This window comes from Brevundimonas sp. CURTG3B2_SDJG (assembly GCF_057364705.1).
The window spans coordinates 1-1,009 of sequence record NZ_JBNFOJ010000518.1 but is presented as its reverse complement, the minus strand read 5'-3'; the positions used below and the strand labels follow the sequence as shown (position 1 = coordinate 1,009).

Below are 1,009 nucleotides of genomic sequence, written 5' to 3'. Positions count from 1 at the left end.
GGACGGTTCGAAGCCTTGGCCGCGGCCTTGGCCCAGCCATGCCGGCAGCCGGTCGCGTGAACCGCTGTTCTCGCGCCCCTGCTTCTCACGGCCCTCTTGCTGGCCGTCTGGGAGGCCGCGTGCCGGCTGCTTCACGTGCCCCCTACTTCCTGCCGCCGCCCAGCGCCGTCGCCGTGGCCCTGGCGGACCGGGTGCCCGTCCTGGCCGGCTCGGCCTGGCAGACCTTCCGCATGGCGGTTCTGGCGCTGGCGCTCGCGGCCCTGCTGGGCGGCGGACTGGCCCTGGCGGTCTCCCTGCACCGCGCCGCCGAACAGGCGGTCCGTCCGCTGGCCGTGGCGCTGCAGGTCACCCCGATCGTCGCCATCGCGCCCCTGGTCGTCATCTGGGCAGGGCTGGACCATCCGGACCGCGCGGTGATCGCGCTCGCCGCCGCCGTCAGCTTCTTCCCCCTGTTCTCGGGCGTCCTGACGGGCCTTAGGTCCGCCGATCCGGACCTGGAGCGGCTGTTCGATCTCTACGGCGCCTCGCCCCTGCAGCGCTTGTGGCGGCTCTGGATTCCGGCCGCCCTGCCCTTCGCCCTGGAGGGCCTGCGCGTCGCCTCGGGCCTGGCGGTCATCGGTGCGGTGGTCGCCGAATTCGTCTCGGGCTCAGGCGCATCCCAAGGCTTGGCGTGGCGTCTGCTGGAGGCCGGCAACCGCTTGCGCACAGCCGAGATGCTGGCCGCCCTGGTCTGGCTGATGGCCATGGGGCTCGCCCTGAACGCCCTCGTCGGCTGGGCCGAGCGGCGCGTCCGCGCCCGCCTGTCCTGAGCTGGGCGCGTTAGGCGCGGGTTAAGCCCGGGGCGGATACCGTGGCGCTCAGTCCAGCGTCCGGAGGCCGCATTGCGCCGCGCCCACAGCCTGCTCCTCGGCCTTGCGACCGCCGCCCCTCGCCGGCGGCGCGGCGCTCGACGCCCCAGGCTCAAACGGCCGCCCCCGGCGAACCCGCGGCCTGCGCTACCTATCTTGTC

The 1,009-nt window shown here is 74.2% G+C and carries 1 protein-coding gene; it reads left to right on the top strand.

Going from position 1 to position 1,009, the window contains the following annotated elements:
* The first annotated feature begins 119 nt into the window (after window positions 1–119).
* The gene (locus AC2W7C_RS18390; RefSeq protein ID WP_486002635.1) at window positions 120–809 is read left to right on the top strand and encodes an ABC transporter permease; all 690 of its coding nucleotides are present in this window, start codon (window positions 120–122) and stop codon (window positions 807–809) included.
* The last annotated feature ends 200 nt before the right edge of the window (window positions 810–1,009 follow it).